Below are 20,941 nucleotides of genomic sequence, written 5' to 3'. Positions count from 1 at the left end.
ACCGCACAACCATCCATCCCTGAACGATCGAAACCGGAGGCCGGGGTTGCCGCCCCGTGTGGCCTGCCGGGTGAGGAGCTCCGTGAACCAGGGTACGACCCTGCCCTCCCAGACGCCATCCCGCTTCGACAAAGGCCCCGCCCCGACGGAGCATCCGTTCAACCTGGAAGCCGAGTGCGCGGTTCTCGGCGCCTGCATGCACGAACCCAGCATCATCGCCGCTGTCAGGCCCATCCTCGGCGACGACGCCTTCTACCGGCCCGCGCACGAGACCATCTGGCGCGCGCTCCTCGCACAGCATCGCGAGGACAAGCCAACCGACCCGATCGTTCTGACCGAGCTGCTCCAGCAGCAGGGCGACCTGCAGCGCGTGGGCGGCCCCGTCTACGTGTCCCAGCTCGCCGACGCCCCCTACGGCACCAGCAGCGCGGAGTATCACGCGGAAATCGTCCGCGCCAAGGCAGACCTGCGCCGCCTGGTGACCTCAGCCGTGCGCACTCTCCAGCGGGTCCGGGAGCCCGGCGCTGATCCCGAGGCGATCCGCAGCGAGATCGAAACGGAAGTACGAGCCGAACGCGAGCGCGCACTCGCTTCGGGACAGGGGCGGCTGTCCCGCTTCGCCACCGACGGATGGTCGTTCGTCAAAGAGAGTGGCGCGAACGCCGAGCCCTTGTGGGGCACGGGCGAGAAGAGCATCTGGGCGCCCGGCGAGAGTCTGATGATCGTCGGTGCTCCGGGCGTCGGTAAGACGACCTTGGCCCATCAGGTAATCTTCGCTCGCCTCGGCCTGACGGAGACCGTCCTGGAGATGCCCGTCGCACCCAGCAGGCGCGTGCTCTACCTGGCGATGGACCGCCCGAAACAGATCGCCAAGGCCATGGCCCGCCGTGTCTTCTCCACCGACGAGAGGATCCTGCGCGAGCGGCTCGTGGTCTGGGAGGGCCCGCTGCCCGCCACCCTCGACAAAGAGCCCGACCTCCTGGCCGACCTCGCCGCCGCCCACCAGGCCGACACCATCGTGATCGACAGCCTCAAGGACGCGGTTAGCACGATGGTCGACGACAGCCTCGCGGTCGCCTTCCACAACGCCCGCATGCGCGCCCTACGCAACGGGGTGGAGATCATGGAGCTGCACCACCAGCGCAAGGCAACCGCCGACGGGCCACGCGGCCAGCGCCCCAGCCTGGACCAGGTCTACGGCTCCACCTGGTTCACCGCCGGCGCCGGCAGCGTCCTGTTCATCACCGGCAGGGCAGGCGACCCCGCAGTCACTCTGCACCACCTCAAGACGCCCACCGGCGAAGTCGGCCCCCTTGACGTCACCCACGACCATGTACGTGGGACCACCACCGTCGACCCCACCAAGGACCCCGCCGTCCTGCTGCGGAACGCCCCTGGCGGGCTAACCGCACGCGAACTGGCGACCATCCTCGTCGGTGGCGAACCCGAGCGAGCCGACGTCGAGAAGGCGCGCCGCCATCTCGGCCGCCTCGTCGACAGCAGTCTTGCCACCAAGACCGACGGCATCGCTGGAGGGGCCGGAGGCGGCCAGCAGGCCCGCTATTACGCCTCCGCTCGCCACCTCATCTCCGTGGGCTGATCCCCGCTCCGACCCTCTCGGAGCGTTCACGCGACCGTACACGCGGCCTCCGCAGCCTCAGACCGCCGCGAACCGCTCACAGCGCACACGCTCACAGAAAAACCGCAGGTCAAGCGATCACACGACCGTTCACGCCGCTCACACGCCCGAGCGATCACGCGCGGGCCCCCCTTTAGAAGGGGGCCCGCGTGTACGCCCCCTCCGTGAACGCGTGTGATCGCCTTCCCTGCCCTGTCTCGGAGTAGCCCTCTACATGGCCCCCGCAATATCCGAAATGCTCGCCACCATCTCGCTCCCGAACGCCGACAGCCCCCTCCTGCCCGTGACCGTCTTGGCCGTCGCCGCAGGTGCGCTCCTTGCGGGCCTGCGGACTCGGCGCAGCCGTCGTCGCGCCCGTGATCAGAAGCAGAACCCTTCGGCAGCAGTCGTCACCGCTGCGGTGGCGGCGCTTGTGTGTACTGCCTACAGCGCCGATACCAGCTGGCGGTTCGCCGCCCACCACCTCGGCATGCGCGACACCACCGAGCGCGCCGTGATGTTCGCAGCCGCTGAGCTCGCGCTGTTCTCCATGGCTCTGATGGCCCGCCAGAATTTGCACGGGCCGAGGAGCGCGGCCGGGCTGCCCGGAGTCCTGGTCTGGGTCATCACCACGATGCAGGCCATCCCCGCTTACGCAGAGTCCGGCCCGGTCGGAGGCACCGTGCGTGCCTTCACCGGTCCGGTGATGGCTGCGGTGCTGTGGCACCTGGCCATGGGCATTGAGCTACGCCAGCACACACCCGGCTCCGCCTCCCGCGGGCTCGTGGCCGTCCTCGTCCGGCAGGCCCGCGAGCGGTTGCTCGCCCGCCTCGGCATCGTCGAGCAGGACCAGGGCGCCGCCCAGATCATCCATGACCGGGCCACGCACCGGGCGGTCGCGCTGGCCGCCCGTCTCGCCGAGATGACGCCCGGGCAGCGCACCGGGCGGACGGGCCGGCGCACCGTGCGTCGTCTGTCCAAGGCCCTCGCCCGCTCCGGCGTTGATGCCGACCCGCTCCGCAACGAGCAGCTTCTTCGTCAGCTCGCCACCCGACGTCAGGCAGCCGATCTGGCCACCATCGACCTGCACGGACGGTGGACCCCGCCCTCCGGGCGGCCCGCCAGCCCGCCCGCAGCCCAGCCCGACCACTCTCGGGCGGAAGCCGTCGAGCGGGCGGATGATGGCGGCGATCGAGTGCAGAAGCAGCCACGCCTGCACCCGTCGGAGCCAGGCGACGAGTCGCCCGGCTTCGACGATCGCCAGGGCCCCACCGCCCGTTCCGGCCCGGCTCCTGCCCGCCCGCGAACCGCAGCTTCGCCTCCCACGGGCAGCAGCTCAGAACCCACCACGGGCGACTGCTCCGCGCCGAAAGCAGAACGGCCCGGCCAGAAGCTCCGCGCTACAGACGAGGTTCTTCGCAGCTACGCCCAGAGGCTCCTTGACGGGCACGGCCGCCTGTCCCGCGACCTCCTGGAGCAGGCCGTACGCGACGACGGATACAGCGTCGCCAGCGACCACGCCGGGGCCATGGTCCGGGCGGTCAAAACCGAACGTCACGCCTTCCGCCAAGGCTGACGGCCATCTGCCCCCTCCTAACCGGAAGGAAATCCATGCCCTACTCCCCTCCCGAACCCACCACGCCCCAGCTCCAAATGCAGTCGGCCACCCACCCAGCCCCGGGCGGAGCAAGGTATGGCGTTGGACCGTCCAAGGGCCGGTCCAATGCCGAAGCCTCCGCCCCGGGGGTGGCGGAGGCGGGTCCCCAGCGCGAGGGCGCACCGGGCACCGGGGGTGTGCGTGCCGCCGATGAGGCCGCGCTGTACCGAGCGGCACGCCGCCGTGCCCGCCAGGACGTGCAGCGTAAGGAGCGTGTCGATGTCCGCTACGGCGTCGACGAGAAGCAGGCGATTCTGGCGGAAGCCCGTCGCCTCGGCCTGGCCGGCGCGCACCTGGTCGGCGCCATCGTCATGGCCCACTTGAACGACGACCTGGCCCTGCCCGCCGAGCGCACCGCCAACGACGACCTGATCGACGAGTACGCCGCCCTCCGGACGGAGCTCTCCAGGATCGGCACGAACGCGAACCAGATCGCCCACCGCCTCAACGCCGACGGCGATGCACACCCTGTGGATTCCGCCGTGCTCGCGGAGGCCCGTCAGCTCGTGGCTGTCGTGAAGCAAACGATCACAGCGGTCGACGCCGCCGCGGATGCGGCCGCCACGATCCACCGGGCGGCCTGATTGATCGCGAACATCGTCAAGCCCGGCCACAAGACCAGGGGCGTCCTGAACTACCTCTACGGTCCCGGCCGCGCCAACGAACACACCGACCCCCACATCGTTGCCTCGTTCGACGGCTTCGCACCCGACCCCGGCCGCGACCCCGACGCCACCCTCGCCCAGCTCGCCGACGTCCTCGACCTGCGGGTCAAGCAGGCCGGCAGCAAGGCGCTGAAGAACCACGTCTGGCACTGCTCGATCCGCGCCGCCCCCGAGGACCGCCACATGTCCGACGCCAAGTGGGCCGCCATCGCCCGCCGTGTCCTGGACGCCACCGGCATCGCCCCGGACGGTGACCCCGACGCCTGCCGCTGGGTCGCCGTCCGCCACGCCGACGACCACATCCACATCGTCGCCACCAAGGTCCGAGGCGACCTCCGCCCGCCACGGAACTGGAACGACTTCCTGCGCGCCGACAAGGAACTCGAAGCGATCGAGAAGGCGTACGGGCTACGGCAGGTCCCGCGCGGCGACCGTACCGCCGCCAAGCGCCCCACCCGCACCGAGCAGGAGAAAGCCCGCCGCACGGGGAACGCCCGGACCTCCCGTGAGCACCTTCGTACCGTCGTCCGCACCGCTGTCTCGGCGGCCACGGACACCGAGGAGTTCTTCCGGCTCGTCGAGGGTTCCGGCGCGCTCGTCGAGATCCAGTACTTCCCGTCCGGGGACGTCCGCGGCTACAAGGTCGCGCTCGACGGTGACACCAACGCCCGGGGCCAACCGGTGTGGTTCTCCGGCTCCACCCTCGCCCCCGACCTCTCCTATCCCAAGATCGCCGATCGCCTCACGGCTCCAAAGGCGGCACCGAAGGAAGGCACCGGCTTCCCGGCCTGGCGGCGCCTCACCGTCGCCATCGACCAGATCCCCGACCACCTCAGCAACGACGACGCCGAAGCCGGTCAGGCCCACGTCACCGTCCTCGCCGAAGCCCTCGACGTCCTGCCCCTCTCCGCCCCCACGAGCCTGCGGTCCGAGCTCCTGCAAGCAGCCACCGTCTTCGAGCGGGCGAGCCGCTCCCGAATCCGCGCACAGCACCAACAGGCCCACGCCACCCGGCAAGCAGTCAAAGCGATCCTGCGTGAACCCGCTCCGAAGGACGGAGTCCTCCTCACGGTCCTTCTCGACGCCGTCCTCCTGGCAGCCGTGGCTGCGCAGCACTGGCACCGCGCTCGCGGCCACACCCAACAGGCCAAGGCCGCATCACAGGCCGCCGTGCACCTCCGCACCGCGTATAAGGCCGCCGCGACCGCGCCACTGGCAGTGATCCATCAGCGAGGAACCCAGCTGCCCGAATGGCTTCGCCACCAGCAAGCGAACGCCGTCCGGCGAGCCCTCCCCGAGCAGGCCGAGCAGATCCTCACCGAGACCGGCTGGCCCGCCCTGGCAGCCACCCTCGCCCAGGCCGGCAGCGCCGGCCACAACCCCACCGCCCTCCTCGCCCAAGCCGCGCACGGGCGAGAACTCGACACCGCGACCAGCGTCAGCGAGGTCCTCACCTGGCGGCTGCACCGTCTCGCCGACCTGAACCAACGAATAACCAGCCGTGGCCCGGCACCACAGCCGGCCCCCTACCGCCCCGTCCACACCGACCAGCAGCGCCGCACGCGCTGAGCCCCGCCCTACGTCCGACATGGAACGCACCCTAAAGATCCACCCCGTCGCCGACATGACCCGATGCTCAACCCCGGCGAACCTAAGGGCCAGCACAAGGGCATCGTCCTCGACGCCGACGCAACCATCCTCGACGGCCACAACCGCCTCGCCGCCTGCCAGATCGCCGGCATCGAAGCCCCCTTCACCACCTGCACCGGCAGCAACTCGGCAAGGTTGATCTGGCCGACCTCACCCGCCGCCTCCGCGAGGCTGGCGCCGGCCTGCCTGGTGGAGGACACGCCCGCGGAGCCGAGCCAGATCCATAGAGACTGTTCAGCAACAAGGGTCACGCCCCCAGCCACAGTTATCGCCACCCACCCTGGAGCCAGCCAACGCCGCCGATGCGCGTGGGTAGCGGCTGGGCCGGTCACCACGCCTGGTGACCGGCCCAGCCGCAGGAGAGCGCCAATGCCCCGCGAGCACGGTGGGGGCGGCATCGGCTCGATGCCTCCGGCGGCCTCATCCACGACTGAACAGGCCGCCCCGCGCCCGATGCCTTCCGACTCGGCGTCCGTCAGGTTGTTTGGGCGCGGGGGCCGTGCTTACCGGGACCTGGCGAGCAGGTTCATCGTGAAGGAGAAGAGACTGCCAGACCTGCTCCTGCAAAACGCGGATGCACGGGCCGCAGGCGAACATGGCTGCCTGGGCACCAGCCACACTCACGGGGCCGATCCACAGGACACGGGTCCATCGCTGGCCGCAGTAGAGCCAGCAGAAGCCGTCCGTCCACGTATTGCCGTCGTCAGTGTCTGCCGCGGCAGGGAGACCGCCGCGCGCGAACTCGGCGATGCCGGGTATGACCCGAGGTGTCACGGCCAGTTCTATAAACACAGCTCGGTCCTCAAGATCACTCGCTCGGAACAGCTGCCCTGTCCGAACCCCGCTTGTCGGCGTCGGCGAAGAGGAGTGTGGGTTCGGCCAGGATGTCCCTGCCGGACTCGCTCTTGTAGATCTCATCGACGCTGCCGAAACGTGCTTCGGAGTAGTCGAGGTCGAGCAGGGCAGCTGCCTGGCGGACCGATGCCTCGTCGGGGCCTTCGATCTCGACGAAGGTGGGGAGGTCCGGCCATGTGTCGAAGTCGAAGGCGACCTCTCCGAGGCGCCATTCCTCGCGGTAGTTCTCCTGGTACCGCACCTCGCGCATGCCGAGGCTGCGCAGGATCTCCGCCATGGCGTGCAGATCCGTCACCTCGGTCTCGATCTCGGTGGTGCCGTTGATCGTGGTGGCGTCGGTGACCTGCTTGAGCGTGAGCGTCGATCGGGTGCCCTCGTCCCGCAGCCGCACCCAAGCGCCTCCTTCGAGTGCGTCGTTCTCGAAGATCTTGCGAGTCAGGAGGGTACGCGGGAACGCTTGAGTGGCGCCCAGGGCGGTCAGCTGGTTCTGGAGGCCGGTGACGTCGATGGCGAGGAACTTGGCCTCGTACTCGTGCTTCACGGGTTCGTCCTTCGTACTAGGAGGGGGTGCGGGCCGCGAGGAGCAGGCCCATCCGGTGGGTGTGGTCCTGGAGCTGGCCGATGTGGGCTCGTTCGGCGAACTCGTTCGTGCGCAGGGTTAGCAGGACGTCCCAGTCGCCGATGAAGTGGCGCCTGAGCTTCTCGGGGGACGTGTAGTGCTCGATCAGGTGCTGGCGCTGGGTGATGGGCATCATGAACTCCGCGCCGTACAGGCCGCTCTGGCCGACAGAGGACTGCATGCGGGTGACGAAATCAGCGAGCGGGCGATGATGGTTGGCACTGTAATGCCAGGAGCAGCTCGTCCAGATGGCATCGCAGGGCGTGCCCGAAGGCTCCCATTGGAGGAAGCCCTCCTCCACGATCTGCACGCGGTCGTGGAGAGATTCGAGCTTGAGGCGGTCGACGAGGCCCATCGCGTGGGCCCGGTTGTCACCCGGGAGGATGACCTCGCCACCATGCAGAGCGAGCGGGTCGTGCTCTACCGCGACCACCTGGTAGCCGGCCGCGGCCAGGGGCAGGACGAACTTACCGTCGCTCGCCCCCACGACCATGACCGTGGCGTCAGGAGCGGCACGCTCCTTCAGCGCGGCGAGGAACTGGGGGAAAAACGTGAGGGTGTGCTCCCACAGGCTCTGCGTTTGCACGGTGGCGGGCTCCTTGCGTGTCGATGGACAAGATCGTCTGGAGGACCTCGTCGGGGTCCCGATGTGTGGTGTCCACGTGGTGCATCGGGAACTGGGCATAGGCGTCGGTAACGCGGTCTGCCGCCTCTTCCGCCAGGACGTCCCAGCGGGAGGCCGGTTTGATGCGCTCGGCGAGCCGGCGACCGCGCTCGCCCTTGCCGCACGTCAGTTGGTACGTCACGGGCTGGGGCAGGCTGGGTGGGAGCCTGACGCCGAGGCTGGAGCCGAGTGCCTGATGGTTGGCCAGGCAGCGGGCGAAGTAGCTCTCCACGACCACCGAGGTGCCCTCGGCCAGGAGGCGCCGGATCTCATCGGTCACGGTGAACAGCGCGGACAGGTAGAAGCACATCCGGGCCTCGGTGTTTCCACGCCGGTCCACCTCCCGGCGCAGCGGCTGGTAGAAGAGCGGCACGGTCGGGACCAGGACGGCTCGGCGGGCCGCTGCCAGCATCGGGGCTATGGTCGACTTTCCGGTGCCGCGGAGCCCTTCGAGGCTCTCGAACAGCGGACCGTCAGACACGGGCGTACACCACATCCGGTACCGCGAGCGTGAGCTCGTCAGTGGGGGAGGGCCGGTGATCGATGTGGTCGGCCAGCTTGTCGTACCAGAACGCGTGCGAGTCCTTACCGACAGCCTTGCAGGACATCGTGAGCGCGCCGCGAGGGTCGGCCTCGATCCGTTCGATCTCGACAGGGCCGCCATCGGGAACGCAGGCATCCGGGGCGCCGGCCTCGGACAGGTCCTCGTCGACGATCACCTCGATCTCCAGGTCGGCCGCATCGAGCCGGCCCCGGAGGCGGGTGTAGGCCGCAGGGTTGGTGATCAGGAGCTCGGGGTGATCGGCCGCGTTGCCGACCGGCCGGAGGCAGTGCAGTTTCAGCTGCTCCACGCCGTAGCCCTGGAGTACGCGAGCGAGCGGCAGTACCTCTTCGATGTTGCGTGAGGTGACCGTCATGGTGGCACCGGTGCGGACACCGAGCCGCTGGGCGATTTCGAGGGCGCTCAGCGCGCTGCGGTAGCTTCCGAACTTACGGATCTGGTCGTTGGTCGAGCCGATGCCCTCCAGCGATACCCGGAGCAGGTCCAGGTCGGCGGCGATCTCGGTCAGCCGGCGCTCAATCCGGTAGCCGTTGGTGCAGATCTCGACCCGCAGGCCCAGATCCCGCTTGGCGTACTGGACGACTTGGGTGAGGTCCCGGTAGACGAACGGTTCGCCGCCCAGCAGGGTGACAGCCTCGGTGCCGTACTGGTCGCGCATGAGGGTGAGGAGGTTGATCGCCTCGTCCGCGGTGAAGGCGTCGGCGTGCTGGAGCCGCTTGCCGTGGAAGCAGTGCAGGCATTCGAAGTTGCAGCGGTACAGCAGCTGCAGGTACAGCATCCGGATTCTGCGGATCCCGGTGACTTCGCTGATCACGAGGGTCTCCTTCGGGCGTTTGCCTGGTGGGAGACCTGATACTGGCGGGACAGGTACGGACCCCGTCACCGCATATCGGGACGCTCCAAGGACGTCCTGGGACGTTTTCAGGACGCCGCGAATGCCTCCAGGATTCCGAGCACACGAGCGGTGTCCGTCAGGTCGGGCAGAATCCTATGCGCACCGGCAGCGGCCAATTCCTCGGCACTGTGGACGCCGGAGGCGACCGCGATGACCTCGGAACCCGTGGAGATTGCCGCCTCGACGTCCCTGGGCGTATCGCCCACGAGCACGACGGGCACGTCGCCTGGTGCGCCTCGCAGCTGCTGGGCACGATCACGGGCGACAGCAACCAGGTCCGGCCGCTGCAGAGCATCAGCACCATAGGCGCCAACTCGCAGATCAAGCAGGGGATCGAGGTCGAAGGCCGATACCTTCACCCGCGCGTTGGCCGCGATATTGCCGGTGAGTACCGAGGACACCCAGGCACTGCGTACGGAGGCTTCCTTCAAGATCTCACGCACGCCAGGCAAGGCTGTGCCGCGTCGGCTTAGCTCGGACAGACGCGCGGCACCTGCGGCCGTGAGGGCTTCCTCGACAGCACCCCAGTCCGGCTCAGACACACCATTTCGGTGGAACATGTCGCGCATGATCAGGCGATCCGTACGGCCCTCTGTCCGCGCCGGCCCCATGGGCTCTCTCCCCGACAGCGCTGTGAAGGCAGCGGCGTAGATCTCCTTGCTGACCCCGGCATTCTCGATCAGCGTGTGGTCGATGTCCCACAGGACGATGAGCTCCATATGCCCAGCGTAAGCACCCTGGTCGTGCCGTCGACGTCCCGCAGAACGTCCCGGAACGTCCTTGCCGCTCCCGGCCCCTTCAGCTTGTATGGCGACTGTGAACGAGCGACTGCACTCCGTACTCGCCCAGCGCGGCATCCCACCCGAATCCCTCGCCGAAGTCTGCGAGGTGGACCCCAAGACGGTGAGCCGATGGCTCGGCGGACGTGTTCCCCACGCCCGCCACCGCTTCCGCGTCGCACGGCACCTGCGGGTGGAGGAACTGTTCCTCTGGCCGGCACCGGAACGCTCAGCCTTACAGCAAGCCGCCGGGTCAGAGCAGGAGCTCGTCACGACCTACCAGAACCGAGCGAGCGTCCCACGGGACACATGGCTGTCGCTGCTCAGAGGCGCGCAGGAGCAGATCAGCGTCCTCGTCTTCTCCGGCACCTTCTTTGCCCAGTCCAATCCCCACGTCGCGAAGATGCTCGCCGAGCGTGCGTCGGACGGGGTGCGAGTGCGTCTCTGCTTCGGCGACTCGAACGGTCAGGCAGCAGCCATTCGAGGCCGAGAGGAGGGCATCGGCGACACCCTCGCCGCCAAGATCCGTGCCTCCCTGACCTACTACCGGCCTTTACTTTCTGTGGCAGGCTGCGAGGTGAGACTGCACGACACCACGCTCTACACCTCCATGTTCCGCTACGACAACAACCTCCTGGCCAACCCGCACGTCTGGGGTCAACCGGCCAGCGCCAACCCCGTCCTGCATCTCCGCAGAGCCGCCACCACGGGCTGGTTCGACAACTACGCTCAGAGTTTCGAAGCTGTCTGGGCCACCGCACGGCCCTGGACACCAGACCAGGAGGGGCCCGCGTCACATGGGCAGGACTGAGTACTACAACGACCCCAAGGCCCCCAAGGCGAACACGCTCATCCCCGCCAACAACCTGCTCGTTGTCGACGAAAACGGCGCCATACTGCTCCAGCGCCGCCGGGACACAGGCCAATGGGCCCTGCCGGGCGGCGCGCAGGACATCGGCGAGACAGCGGCCCAGTGCGCTGTGCGTGAGTGCCTTGAGGAGACCGGGATCATCGCCGAGGTCACGGGTTTTCTGGGGGTCTACACAAATCCGAACCACATCGTGGCCTACACGGACGGCGAGATCCGCCAGCAGTACGAGAACACCTACATCGGCCGCCCGGTCGGCGGCGAGCCCACAATCAATGACGAGGCCGACGGCGTCCGCTACGTCCAGCCGAACGACCTGGACGACTACGACATCCACCCCAGCATGCGCCAACAGATCGGCGACTACCTCGCCGGCACCTACCCCTACCTGGGCTGAGCCGCCAACGCCGCCTCCACCCGCCCTACGGCCGCCAGGATGTCCGGCGAGGCCCGACGGATGAACCGCCCCACCAGGCTGTCTGCACCGTAGCGCCCCATGATTTCCTCCAGCCGATCCTCGGCAGACGTGTCCTTCCCGTCAGGCGTCGTCGTCATGTCGCAATACACCAAGGCATCCACGAGCCGGTGGCCGTCGGACAGCGGAAATTCGGCTTCAAGAACGCCCCGCAGCCCGCGCTCCTCGGCCTCCAGCAACGCGAACGAGTGGTTCGCCACCAACCGAACCAGCTGTTCATCCGCAGCATGGTCGTCACGGAGAAACCGGGCACCATCCAGCGGATGAAAGCCTGTCGCTGCCAGCCGCGGTGCGTAGCCCACGTCGTGAAGCACGGCGGCAGAAGCCAGCAGGTCCGCGTCTCCACCCAGGAGTTCAGTCAGCTCGGCCGCGCGCCGCGCGACCCCTTGCGAGTGCATCCATCGACGAGGAAGAGGCTCACGCAGCTCCCCCTCGGCCACCGACCATGCCCACTTCGCCATCGATCCGTTCATGCTCATTACGTGCCCCAGCGGAATCCCGCTCAGTCTCAACTGAATCGACCGGACGTGCTCGGCTACGGCGGTCAGGAGAGACTGGCAACACCAGCACGCTGCAACAGGATCAGGATGTGTCAACCCCCGGGTTTCGTAGAGACCTCGGTCATGCAGTCTGGTCCTGGTGAGCGGTGGGGCCACGCGCTTCTCGGATGGTGTTCTCGAAGATGGCGGGCAGCTGCCCGTCGGCCACGCGGTGGATACGCCTGGTGCGACAGAAGCCGGTGACCCATATCGCGATCTTCAGCCTCGCTTCCGCCCGGGTGGCGAAGCGGTGCCGGTGAAGAGTCCGGCGATCCGATTGGCCTGCTTGCTGGGGCCGGACAGATGGAGCGTCGGGTGCTTGCCGCCCATCGGAAGCGATCCGACTACGACGGCATCGATGACCGGCGTTGGGTCCAAGTCCTGCCATCGCTGACCGCCGATGCACAGCGCCAAGAAATTATCGGCAGCGCCAGAAAAAAGTCGCAGCAAAGTGTGGGGTCTCGAGTCTTCGCATCCATATGAGTCGCCAGACTTACAACTACCGTGCGAGGATTGGTGTTGCTCAAAATGATCAGCAGTGGCGACGAGGCCGAGCTGAAGGTGAAGATCCCATTCGAGGACGGGGACGATCCGCCTCCCCCGACTCTCGTGCAGGACCGGAAACTGTACGACGAGTTGCTGCGGGTGGAGTTCCGCGGCCCTCGCTACGACGTCTTCGCCCAGGAGCTGTGGACCTACGGCATCCGCACCCTGACGGCATGGATGCGATCGGGCGCCATCTCCCATCACTGCCACCGCTACAACGTTGCCTTCGACGCCTCAGAGATCGAACTGTCCATCTTCGCTCGAACCTCAGAGGTGCGCGAAGCCCTGGCCGTGGACAGCGTCACGGCGGCCGCACCCCGCTTCCTGGAGCGCTCGCTGCGCGGCGGCGAATGGAACCCGGACAAGGGCGCCAGCATGTTCACCTTCTTCGTGGGCGGATGCGTTATGGCCTTCGGCGACGTCTTCAAGACCTGGTCCCGGAAGCGACGCCGGGAAGTAAAGATGAGGGCGTACGGGCTCCTCAACCTCACTGATATCGAAGCCGTGTTCCCCGGTCAGCTCAGTCTGTTCGACAACCCCGCCGAAACGGTCGCCTCGCGTGACACGCTGCGACGGATACTGAGCGAGGCCACCCCGGAGGCTGCTGCCATCTGCACACTGATGCTGCGCCGCCCAGAGCTAAACCAGCGCGAGATCGGTGCTCTGCTGGGCGGTATGAGCGCCCGCGCGGTCGAGGGACAGCTGCGCCGGCTCCGCGGAACCGCTCGTGTGCTCGCGGCGAGCGGGAAGATCAGTCGGCCGCAGTTCTTCGAGGCAAGCCAGCGATGACCGTACAGATCTCCTCCGAAGCCGTGATGCTCCTCGTCATCGGCTGCGTCGTCGGGCTCGCCGTCTACAAGCACACCACGCAGACCCATAACGGTGCCTCTACCCGAGGAGACCTGGTGGGCGCGATCGGAGCGGCAGTGGGCGTCATGACCGTCCTGACGCTTCTCTTCAGCCTAGGAGACGCCGGCGAGACGTTGCAGCACCCAGGCCCGGCATCCGGGCCGACGAGGATGACGAGCGCAGAAACCCGAGCTCCGTGAAGCACGCGGTCTCCGCTACCTGTTCGGCGTGCATGGTGGCCATCAAGTAACTCCTTGCTGGCCCCGCACGGCAAGTGAAGGGCCGGACGCCTCCCGCCCGGCCCTTCACCGAAAGCCATCATGGCTCGTGCTCGCAGCGGTACTCTCTTGGACTCCGAGATGACTTTCCTGATCTTGCGGGGTGATGTTGTGCATCATTGCGTCCGGCATACGGACGGAAGCCCAGCCAGCATGATGCTCGCCTCCCAGCCCTTGTGCTGATCCATGCCTCTGTCGGGGCACCCAGCAATACACGGATCTGCCCAGTCAGCGGCGGCGAGGCTCCAGTAGCTCCACCAGGCTCAGACCGGTCTCGCCGTTGATGAGTTGGAGAGCAACCTCAGCACGGGCGGCAAGGTCAAGGGGTTCAAGGCCCTCCGTGTAGTAGGCATGAACAACACGGTCTAGTCCCGCGCCGATCAAGGGCGCGGCGGTGCGCAGCGACGCCTCCAACGCGGCTCCATCGATGGAGCCGCCGTGCAGAATGATGTTGCGTGTCCGGTATAGACGACGCAGTGCAATCCGGAAAGCTTTGTTGACCTGCTGCAGTTGCTGAGTGGGGGCGACAATCAAGGCGGCCATGCGGTCAGCAGCAGCACGGTCGGAGAGCTTGGTGTTCTTGGTCAGTGCCAGGGCGCCGACGCCACCGGTTTGGAGCGCATCCACGATGAGCTGGCAGCAGCGCAGGTTGGTGTCAGCTGCAGCAACCGCTGCGAAGAGGGGGTCGGGTTGGACTGGGGCGTGCCGATGAGCAAGGGTGGTGAGTTCGGCGCGAGGCCAGGAACACGCGAGGATCGCGGCCAGCCGGTCGGCTGCGACGGCCTTACCGGAGCGTTCCTCGCCTTTTGGGTCGTCTGGATGCGACAGCAACGACTCGACAGCGGCCCAGCCGCCAGCGACGGCAGGGGTTATGGCACCGCGATTGACCGCAGCCGCAAGCTCGAGGGCGTCGTCGATGCGAGTCCGGTGACCTTCCACCTTGTAAAGGTGGCCTTCATGAACCAGGGACAGCACATCCGCCCCGCGGGCAGGAGGACTGAGCGGAACTGCGGCGCGGTGGCCGGCGACCCAGATCGACGGCAGTGGCGCGACCCCTCCTCGGTCCTTGCGCAGGAACTCCGCCCGCGCCCTCATCCGCTCCAGCAACTGGCGAGCCTGGCCCGCCGCGCCAAAGGCGTCCCAGGCGGGCACCGTGTAGACGAACCCACCGCCGGCACGAAAGCCGGTCGTGTCGTGGCCATTCTCCCTGAGCCACGCAACGACCCCTCCCTTGCTGAGCCAGTTGGGCAGCGGCTCGGCCAGGTCACGGCGGGGCACCTTATCCAAGGCAATCAGCACCTCGAAGTCTCGTCGGCCCTTAGCCGCAAGCTCGGCGGCCGCGAGAAGGATGTCCACCGTCGTCGGACTGGACCGGGCGGTCTGCCGAGCCCAGGCCAACAGAAAGCTGCTGCTGTATCCGAGGTCCAACAGGTGCGCAGCCACGGTGCGGGATAGCCGCTCCGGCTTGACTGAGCCAGCCTTGGCAGCCTCGGCCCACCGCTCCAGGTAGCCCTCACGGGCGTATTCGATGATGACCTTCAGGCGACGGTGCTCGGGGCTCGGGTCTACCAGCGAGCGCTTCAGCAGCTCCGTAATCTCCTTGCGCAGGTCCCTCTCGCCAAGGCCACGGTCCGGGCCGATCAGCGCGCCTAGCTCGTTGCGTTGCCAATCGCAAGCCGCAGAAGACAGCACATTGCGGGCCTGCCAGCGGCAGGCTTCCCACAGCTCCTCCAGCGCCAGGACCGAGCCGACGTCCCATAGGCGCCGCGGCCACGGCGTTCCCGCATCCTGAAAGTAGTCGACCATACGTGCCAGGACGTGCTGGGCAACGGTGTCCACCCCTGAAGAGCTCACTCCAGCACCCTATCGGGGTCATGCATCCTCTCCCTGCGCATTCCCTCCTGGTGTGATACTGTCTAAGCAGACTTAAAGGAGCACTCGCCACATTGTGGCCACTGCTCCTTTTTTCTTTTCCGGAGCGCTCTGTCTACCGTTTGAGCCAGATTGGACTGTGTCGTCCTGAATCGCGACACAGCCACCTTCAGACGTGCAGCGGGCGGCCGAGCGGGATGAAGATCATGACCGGCGCCCGCGAGCTGCTGCTAAGGCCGAGGTCCGGGAAGGGATGTGGTCTCAGTTCTGGTCTCGTTCACCCCCGTCCAGCAACGTCCACCGGACGCCACGCCTCTCATTCCGGCGCAGGTCAGGACGCTGATGATCTACCCCGTATCCCCAGACGAACATTTGGAAAGCGTGTTGGGGGCAACCCCTCACGAGTTCGAATCTCGTATCCTCCGCCATTGCTCTCACCGGGCAATACGTCGAAGGGCCCCACCGCTTGCGGTGGGGCCCTTCGACGTACGTGGTCCCAGTTCCGGTCTCATTCATTTCCGGCATAAGAGATATTTCGACAATACCCTCCTCGTACTCCGGTCCTCCGGTCCTCCGGTCGCGCCCACATCGCCGAGAGGGCCGACGGAACCGTACGCGTCGAAAAGGCCCGGGGCCGGCCTGCCGTCGCCCCTGCCCCAGGCCGGCGGCAGCAGTCCCTGGCGGCGGTGACTCCGGTGGCACCCCGCCTGAGCGAGCTGGCGGCCAGGCTGCGGGCCGTCCTGACGACACTTCCCGCTTCGGACCCGTTCGGCACCGGGGCCCCCTACGACACGGACACGGCGGAGATCGTCGCCGACTGCGCGAAGAACCTGGCGTACAGCGACGTCCGTCAGCTCGCCCATGCCGTCGGCGCCGGCACAGCCCTCACTGCCGAGTACGTCGCCGCCTCGGGCAACCGGGCCGTACTCACCCTCAGCGAGCTCGTGCTCGACCCGTCTCCTACTCGTATGCCTGGTGCCGTCTGTGTGACGACGGCCGGGTCTTCCCCCCTCTCCCGCATCCACCCGTCATGCCCGGGTAGCCGGGATCCGCATCGTGGCTCAGTGACCGCCCGGCCACTGGGGCGATGCCCCACGGCCAAGCGCTGCGGCGAGCCGCCACTACGATCGTCGACCATGAACTGGGTCGAGCGCGCCGCGCAGTTGAGACAGTGGACGAGGAGCGGGACGCGGGCTCCGCACAAGCCGTTGCTGTTCCTGTACGCGCTCAGCCGGTTCCAGCAGGACGCCGATGGCGAGCTGCGGTACAGCGCTGTGGAGGAGGACCTGCGGGGGCTGCTCGCCGAATACGGTCCCGGTATCCGGACGACTCCCGCCTACCCCTTCCATCACCTGGTGAGTGACGGCGTTTGGGAGGTGTGCACCGAGCGCGGGCCGGGCAGCCCCGGGACCGGGGTCAGGGAACTGCGCGCAACCGGCGCCACCGGGCGGCTGACGCCGGAGCTACGGGCGGCGCTGCGGCGGGAGCCGTCCCTGCTCGGCCGGATGGCACGGGTGTTGCTCGACATGAACTTCCCGCCCTCCCTCCACGGCGAGCTGTGCGAAGCCGTCGGCCTGGAGCTGGAGGAGGCCGGGGCCGGACCGCTCTCGGCCGCGCGCAGGCAGCGGGACCGGCGGATGCGGGAGATGGTCCTGACGGCGTACGAGCACCAGTGTGCCTTCTGCGGGTACGACGGCAGGATCGGCGCGGTGCCGGTCGGGCTTGAGGCCGCCCACGTGCGCTGGTGGGCGTTCAACGGACCGGACGACGTCGAGAACGGGCTGTGCCTGTGCTCGCTGCACCACAAGCTGTTCGACAAGGGTGTACTCGGTCTCGGCGAGGGCCACCGCATCCTGGTCTCGCAGAGCTTCATCGGCCACAGCACCGCCGCCCGCGAGCACGTCATCGCGCTCGCCGGCCGACCGCTCACCGGCCCCCAGCCGGGCGTCCGCCCCATCGCCGCCGCCCACCGTTCCTGGCACACCGGCCAGGTCTTCCACGGCAGCCCACGTCCCGCCACGACCGCCTGACCGCCGGCCCGGCGGTCACGTGAACGCCCTGGTAAGGATCGTGCTACCAAGAGTATGGCCTCTTGTACGGCGTCGGAGAAGGTAACGGTGACAATCCCCGAGGACCTCCTGGACGAGATCCGCACGGAGGCGGCAGAACGGGGCATGTCGGCGTACGTCGCCGAGGCGCTGCGCTTCAAGCGCGACCGGGACCGACTGCGGGAACTGCCGGACTGGCTGCAGGACGAACACGGTCCTCTCACCGAAGAAGAGCGCAGCACTGCGTTCGAGGAGTTGGAGGACCTCGATGCCGAACACGAGCGCCGACGCGCCACCGGAACGTACGGCGCCGGAGAAGCCGCGTGAAGAAGCGGTCCGGGGAGTCCGGGCAGCGACCGCTGCGCGTCTTCGTCCTCGGCTGCGAAGCCCTGTCCCTGGCCGTGCGCGGCGACCGGAAGATGATCGCGTGGCTCGACCTCGCAGCCCGGGGGGAAGCGGAGGTGGTCACGTCTCCGATGACGCTGGTCGAGGCGCACGACGGCAGAACCACCGAGAAGCGCTGGGACTGGGTGCTTTCCCGGCTCGAAGTCGCTGACATCGGGAAGGACGAGGCCCGCCAGGCCCGCCGCCTGCGGGCGGATGCCGAGCTGCACGGCCACAAATATGCGATCGCCGCGATACTCGCCCTGATCGCGCGCCGGCAGAAGGGGCAGGTCACCGTCTTCACCTCGGATGCGGACGACCTGGAGAGGTTGGTCCCGAAGCCGATCGCCGTCAAAAAGGTATGACCCGGCGCCCCGGTCTCAGTTGGGGTCTCATCCACCCCCGCCCGGTGCCGTTCACCATCCGTCCGATGTCCGGCTCGGGCCCAGGCCAGAACGCCCGAGTCCCGCTCCGAACCTTCGGACGAAGGGGGCGGACCCAGGCCGAGCGGAACCGCACGCGCTTCGTGAGCACCTCCGCAGGTCCGGCCCGGTCCGCTACGGAGCCCTACGCGTCGGTGAGCATCGGGTCGTACGGGGTCGAGCGCTCACGCCCTGACATGAAGGAGAGGAAGTCCCGCACGAATGCGCTTCGGGAGTAACGCCCTTCGGCGTCCACGACGTTTCGGCCGAACCCTCTCCTGAACAGGGCCCGGTACTCCTCGGCGTCGATGTACCGGTCCCCGTCAGCGTCGGTGACGTCGAAGAGGACCTCGGCGACCCTGATCAGTGCCGCTCCTGCCAGGGACGGGACCGCGGCCGCGTACTCCTCCTCGCTCACCCGGCCGTCGCCGTCACTGTCCAGGGCCGCCTGGAGCTCCCTCCACCACGCGGCGTACGCGTCGTACAACCGGGTCTCCTCCGGCTCGTCCAGGTCGAGACGGGTGCAGATCTCCCGGGCCATCGCGGCGAGATCGGGCCAGTCCAGGTAGCCATCCCCGGTCTGGTCCAGCACCTCGGTGAAGAACACACGGGCACCGCGCCGGTTCCCGGTCCCGTCCGTGCCGCCCGTACCTTCGCGTTGGGCCGGCACCGGTGTGATCAGCCGCAGGAGCGCGCCGGCCCGTTTCATCCGGGTGCGCAAGGCGCCGAGTGCTTCGGTGTACGGGCCGTCGCCGTCAGGCGAGAGGTGGAGCAGACCGACGACGTTCTCGGTCTGCAGCCAGTTGTCCGGCAGGGCGCGGGCCAGGCGGGCAGCCATGTAGGCACTCTGCATCAGGGTCTGGGCACCGGGGACCTCCGGCAGTCCCGCCCGACGGCGGAAGGCCTCCGGGAGGGAGGCCACGGTGATGGTGCCGAGGACCGGCCCCGCCAGCGCGCGGCCGGTCGCCCAGACCGTGGGCAGGCCGGCGAACAGCGGCGGCGCCGGCAGATGTTCGAAGAGCCTGAAGAGGATGATGCGCAGCGCTTCCGTGTTCTGCAGTTCCTCCGCGACCATGCGGTCGTAGTACTTCCAGAACTCGGGCAAGGTGGGCGGGAGGTGGCCCGCCTGGTCCCCCAGGGCGGCCAGGAAGGCCTGGAATTCGGCGTAGAGACGCTCCATGGTGCGCTGGTCCAGGGGCTGTCCGCTCAGCCGGCACATGGTGACGGAGCTCTCGAAGAGCGTCGCGACCACCCACGCCCGGACCTCGGGGTCCATCGCGTCGTAGGGCCGGTTGCTCGCGTCCGTGCCGCTCAGCCGTGAGTGCAGGCGGTTGAGCCGGGCCGCTTCCCGCTGTCGTACGGCTTCGTCGGCTCCGAACATGCGCTGCAGACTCACCAGGGTGTTGCGCAGCCGTCGCCACGGGTGCACCACGAAGGAGGAGTTGTCGGCCAGTGCCGCGCCGACCTGCGGGTGGGCGGCCTCCAGCACCGTGGCCCTGACGACGGCCAGTGCCCAGCGGGGATCGTTGAAGAACCGGTGGAACTCCGACTCCGGGCCGAAGAGGGATTCGGCCGGCCCTTCGGCGGCCGCCCTGCCGGGGTCCTCGGACGGCCCCGTGGAGCCGGCACCGGTCCCCGTGGGGTGGCTGCTGTCCGTGTCCTTCACCTGTGGGGCTCTCCGTTCGTCTGCGGCGTCACGCCGCCGAAGCGGCGGTCGCGGTTTCGGTAGTCGTGCAGGCATTCCAGGAAGTGCGGCGCACGGAAATCGGGCCAGAGCACCGGTGGAAAGGTCCACTCGGCGTAAGCCACCTGCCAGAGCATGAAGTTGGAGATGCGCTGCTCACCGGAGGTGCGGATGACGAGGTCCACGTCGGGCATGTCGGGGACGGGCAGATGCTCGGCGAAGCACGCCTGGTCGACGGCGTCGGCGGGCACCCCGGAGCGGATGAGGGACCGCGCCGCGGAGACGATGTCCTGGCGCCCCCCGTGGTCGAACGCCACGGTCAGCGTCATGCCCCGGTTGCACTCGGTGAGTGTCATCAGATCGGCGAAGTCACGGGCCAGGGCGGCGGGGATCCTCGGGTCCCCGGCTCCCAGGAACCGGCAGCGGATGCCGCGTGCGTGCAGCAGTGCCGCGTGTTTGCGCACCACGCGGCGCACCAGGCGCATGAGGAAGTCGACCTCCTCGCCGGGGCGCCGCCAGTTCTCGGTGGAGAAGGCGTACAGGCTGAGCCACTCGACCCCCGCCGACCGTGCCGCCTCGATGACGTCGATCACCGTCGTCTCCGCCGCCCTGTGCCCTGACGTGCGCGGCAGGGAGCGCTGCTGCGCCCACCGGCCGTTCCCGTCCATCACGCACGCGACATGGCGGGGCACCGGGCGCTGCCGCTCCTCACCGGGCGGGCGGCCCGGCTGTACCGGAACCGCCGGTGAGGCGGGCAGCTGTGACTTCGTGCCGACGCCGACGGCCGGCGCACCCGTCGGATACGCCTGACCGGATGGCCCTGCTCCACCGGATGTCATTGAAGCGCCCCCTTCGACTCGCGGACCGCGTCCGGAGCTTCGCCGGCTCCGTGACCGGCCCCGGTCGCGGAGCCGACGGGTCACCGGCCTGCGCGGTCCACCGTTGCTCCCGCCCTCAGCAGACTGCCGGGGCCCGGCTCCCGGTGCACCGCGATGCCCGCATATTCACCCGT

General features: G+C 68.3%; 20 protein-coding genes. 11 read left to right on the top strand and 9 right to left on the bottom strand.

What is annotated here, in order from left to right; all coding sequences use genetic code 11:
- The first annotated feature begins 82 nt into the window (after positions 1-82).
- From ACF1FZ_RS17155 to ACF1FZ_RS17140, 4 genes are all read left to right on the top strand, one after another.
- Complete coding sequence (locus ACF1FZ_RS17155) at positions 83-1,600, top strand: DnaB-like helicase N-terminal domain-containing protein (protein WP_391774195.1); 1,518 nt, start codon at positions 83-85, stop codon at positions 1,598-1,600.
- 253 nt (positions 1,601-1,853) lie between these two features.
- Positions 1,854-3,194, top strand: a complete 1,341-nt coding sequence (locus tag ACF1FZ_RS17150; protein WP_391774194.1) for a hypothetical protein — start codon at positions 1,854-1,856, stop codon at positions 3,192-3,194.
- Positions 3,195-3,364: 170 nt separating this feature from the next.
- Positions 3,365-3,859: a plasmid mobilization relaxosome protein MobC gene (gene mobC, locus ACF1FZ_RS17145; protein ID WP_391774193.1), complete on the top strand. Its 495-nt coding sequence runs from the start codon at positions 3,365-3,367 to the stop codon at positions 3,857-3,859.
- Positions 3,860-5,509, top strand: a complete 1,650-nt coding sequence (locus tag ACF1FZ_RS17140; RefSeq protein WP_391774192.1) for a relaxase/mobilization nuclease domain-containing protein — start codon at positions 3,860-3,862, stop codon at positions 5,507-5,509.
- A gap of 889 nt (positions 5,510-6,398) precedes the next feature.
- Here the strand turns inward: ACF1FZ_RS17140 and ACF1FZ_RS17135 are convergent.
- The 5 genes from ACF1FZ_RS17135 to ACF1FZ_RS17115 form a co-directional block, all read right to left on the bottom strand.
- Positions 6,399-6,986: a class IV adenylate cyclase gene (locus ACF1FZ_RS17135; RefSeq protein WP_391774191.1), complete on the bottom strand. Its 588-nt coding sequence runs from the start codon at positions 6,984-6,986 to the stop codon at positions 6,399-6,401.
- Positions 6,987-7,002: 16 nt separating this feature from the next.
- Positions 7,003-7,650: an SAM-dependent methyltransferase gene (locus tag ACF1FZ_RS17130; RefSeq protein ID WP_391774190.1), complete on the bottom strand. Its 648-nt coding sequence runs from the start codon at positions 7,648-7,650 to the stop codon at positions 7,003-7,005.
- Complete coding sequence (locus tag ACF1FZ_RS17125; RefSeq protein WP_391774189.1) at positions 7,568-8,209, bottom strand: hypothetical protein; 642 nt, start codon at positions 8,207-8,209, stop codon at positions 7,568-7,570. The genes ACF1FZ_RS17130 and ACF1FZ_RS17125 overlap by 83 nt, the downstream gene beginning before the upstream one ends.
- The gene (locus ACF1FZ_RS17120; protein ID WP_391774188.1) at positions 8,202-9,104 is read right to left on the bottom strand and encodes a radical SAM protein; all 903 of its coding nucleotides are present in this window, start codon (positions 9,102-9,104) and stop codon (positions 8,202-8,204) included. The genes ACF1FZ_RS17125 and ACF1FZ_RS17120 overlap by 8 nt, the downstream gene beginning before the upstream one ends.
- Positions 9,105-9,211: 107 nt before the next feature.
- Positions 9,212-9,904 (bottom strand): HAD family hydrolase, encoded by a 693-nt coding sequence (locus ACF1FZ_RS17115; protein ID WP_391774187.1) that lies wholly within the window; start codon positions 9,902-9,904, stop codon positions 9,212-9,214.
- Positions 9,905-10,001: 97 nt separating this feature from the next.
- Here ACF1FZ_RS17115 and ACF1FZ_RS17110 point away from each other — a divergent pair, with 97 nt between their 5' ends.
- Both ACF1FZ_RS17110 and ACF1FZ_RS17105 read left to right on the top strand, forming a co-directional pair.
- Positions 10,002-10,775 (top strand): XRE family transcriptional regulator, encoded by a 774-nt coding sequence (locus ACF1FZ_RS17110; protein ID WP_391774186.1) that lies wholly within the window; start codon positions 10,002-10,004, stop codon positions 10,773-10,775.
- Entirely contained in the window at positions 10,762-11,229 is a 468-nt protein-coding gene (locus ACF1FZ_RS17105) for an NUDIX domain-containing protein (protein WP_365888033.1), read from the top strand. Before ACF1FZ_RS17110 ends, ACF1FZ_RS17105 begins: the two co-directional genes overlap by 14 nt.
- On the opposite strand, the gene ACF1FZ_RS17100 is transcribed toward ACF1FZ_RS17105, so the two are convergent.
- Positions 11,217-11,780, bottom strand: a complete 564-nt coding sequence (locus tag ACF1FZ_RS17100) for an HD domain-containing protein (protein WP_391774185.1) — start codon at positions 11,778-11,780, stop codon at positions 11,217-11,219. The two genes, ACF1FZ_RS17105 and ACF1FZ_RS17100, sit on opposite strands and share 13 nt — an antisense overlap.
- A gap of 579 nt (positions 11,781-12,359) precedes the next feature.
- On the opposite strand from ACF1FZ_RS17100, the gene ACF1FZ_RS17095 reads away from it, so the two are divergent.
- Entirely contained in the window at positions 12,360-13,181 is an 822-nt protein-coding gene (locus tag ACF1FZ_RS17095) for a hypothetical protein (RefSeq protein ID WP_391774184.1), read from the top strand.
- Positions 13,178-13,441, top strand: coding sequence for a hypothetical protein (locus ACF1FZ_RS17090; protein ID WP_391774183.1), 264 nt, complete (start codon positions 13,178-13,180; stop codon positions 13,439-13,441). The genes ACF1FZ_RS17095 and ACF1FZ_RS17090 overlap by 4 nt, the downstream gene beginning before the upstream one ends.
- Before the next feature lie 306 nt (positions 13,442-13,747).
- Here the strand turns inward: ACF1FZ_RS17090 and ACF1FZ_RS17085 are convergent, their stop codons facing one another.
- Positions 13,748-15,358 carry an integrase gene (locus ACF1FZ_RS17085; protein WP_391774182.1) on the bottom strand — a complete coding sequence of 537 codons (1,611 nt, stop codon included), beginning with the start codon at positions 15,356-15,358 and terminating at the stop codon, positions 13,748-13,750.
- A gap of 1,169 nt (positions 15,359-16,527) precedes the next feature.
- On the opposite strand from ACF1FZ_RS17085, the gene ACF1FZ_RS17080 reads away from it, so the two are divergent.
- From ACF1FZ_RS17080 to ACF1FZ_RS17070, 3 genes are read left to right on the top strand one after another with little or no spacing between them, the layout of a single operon-like run.
- Entirely contained in the window at positions 16,528-17,421 is an 894-nt protein-coding gene (locus ACF1FZ_RS17080) for a phosphorothioated DNA-binding restriction endonuclease (protein ID WP_391774256.1), read from the top strand.
- 54 nt (positions 17,422-17,475) lie between these two features.
- Complete coding sequence (locus ACF1FZ_RS17075) at positions 17,476-17,766, top strand: CopG family transcriptional regulator (RefSeq protein WP_391774181.1); 291 nt, start codon at positions 17,476-17,478, stop codon at positions 17,764-17,766.
- Complete coding sequence (locus tag ACF1FZ_RS17070) at positions 17,763-18,188, top strand: hypothetical protein (protein WP_391774180.1); 426 nt, start codon at positions 17,763-17,765, stop codon at positions 18,186-18,188. The genes ACF1FZ_RS17075 and ACF1FZ_RS17070 overlap by 4 nt, the downstream gene beginning before the upstream one ends.
- A gap of 202 nt (positions 18,189-18,390) precedes the next feature.
- On the opposite strand, the gene ACF1FZ_RS17065 is transcribed toward ACF1FZ_RS17070, so the two are convergent.
- Entirely contained in the window at positions 18,391-19,911 is a 1,521-nt protein-coding gene (locus ACF1FZ_RS17065) for an oxygenase MpaB family protein (RefSeq protein WP_391774179.1), read from the bottom strand.
- Complete coding sequence (gene uppS, locus ACF1FZ_RS17060) at positions 19,908-20,621, bottom strand: polyprenyl diphosphate synthase (RefSeq protein WP_391774178.1); 714 nt, start codon at positions 20,619-20,621, stop codon at positions 19,908-19,910. Before uppS ends, ACF1FZ_RS17065 begins: the two co-directional genes overlap by 4 nt.
- Positions 20,622-20,941 lie beyond the last annotated feature (320 nt).

The organism is Streptomyces sp. NPDC014623 (assembly GCF_043088245.1).
Classification (GTDB): domain Bacteria; phylum Actinomycetota; class Actinomycetes; order Streptomycetales; family Streptomycetaceae; genus Streptomyces.
Note: the sequence above shows the minus strand (reverse complement) of the source record. Positions and strands in the feature narration are given on the sequence as shown.

Coding starts and splice junctions, on each gene's coding strand:
- ACF1FZ_RS17150 (WP_391774194.1), top strand. CDS start 1,854: ATGGCCCCCGCAATATCCGAAATGCTCGCCACCATCTCGCTCCCGAAC.
- ACF1FZ_RS17115 (WP_391774187.1), bottom strand. CDS start 9,904: ATGGAGCTCATCGTCCTGTGGGACATCGACCACACGCTGATCGAGAAT.
- ACF1FZ_RS17105 (WP_365888033.1), top strand. CDS start 10,762: ATGGGCAGGACTGAGTACTACAACGACCCCAAGGCCCCCAAGGCGAAC.
- ACF1FZ_RS17100 (WP_391774185.1), bottom strand. CDS start 11,780: ATGAACGGATCGATGGCGAAGTGGGCATGGTCGGTGGCCGAGGGGGAG.
- ACF1FZ_RS17090 (WP_391774183.1), top strand. CDS start 13,178: ATGACCGTACAGATCTCCTCCGAAGCCGTGATGCTCCTCGTCATCGGC.
- ACF1FZ_RS17080 (WP_391774256.1), top strand. CDS start 16,528: ATGAACTGGGTCGAGCGCGCCGCGCAGTTGAGACAGTGGACGAGGAGC.
- ACF1FZ_RS17075 (WP_391774181.1), top strand. CDS start 17,476: ATGGCCTCTTGTACGGCGTCGGAGAAGGTAACGGTGACAATCCCCGAG.